Source organism: Microvirga tunisiensis, assembly GCF_009296175.1.
GTDB lineage: Bacteria > Pseudomonadota > Alphaproteobacteria > Rhizobiales > Beijerinckiaceae > Microvirga > Microvirga tunisiensis.
The window spans coordinates 1-556 of record NZ_VOSK01000994.1 but is presented as its reverse complement, the minus strand read 5'-3'; the positions used below and the strand labels follow the sequence as shown (position 1 = coordinate 556).

1 protein-coding gene is annotated in these 556 nt (G+C 66.2%); it reads left to right on the top strand.

Features of this window, described 5'->3' with window-relative positions:
• Positions 1-556: transposase (locus FS320_RS44890; RefSeq protein WP_152718831.1), on the top strand; the 556-nt coding region annotated here is incomplete at both ends.

Genomic DNA, 556 nt, shown 5'->3' with positions numbered 1-556 from the left:
TCAGCTACATCTTCGGTCTGGCTGGCACGAGGCCGCTCACCACCAAAGTTCAGGAGGTGGCCGATGCGGTGCGCACCCACAGGGCGCTGGAAGATTGTGACGTCATCCGAGGCTTTGCCGAGACGACACACCGAGCCAAGAGCTGGTCGTGCGAGCGCCGGGTGGTGGCTCGGATCGAGGCCACGCGCCTGGGGCTCGACATCCGCTTTGTCGTCACCAATCTGACCGGCACCAGCCCGCGCGTCATCTATGAGAGCCTGTACTGTGCCCGCGGTCAGGCGGAGAACTGGATCAAGTTCCACAAGGCGCAACTCGCCTCCGATCGGACCTCGTGCCGGCGCGCCGTGGCCAACCAGGTCCGGCTCGTACTGCACACGGCCGCCTACTGGCTGATGCTGTCCGTGCGGGAGGCCATTCCGGCGACACGCGATCTCGCCCGGGCGGAGTTCGCAACGCTGCGGTTGCGCCTGCTCAAGATCGCCGTGCGGGTGCAGGAAACCACCAGCCGCATCCGACTGGCCTTTGCCTCGTGCTGTCCGGAAGCGGATCTCGTCCG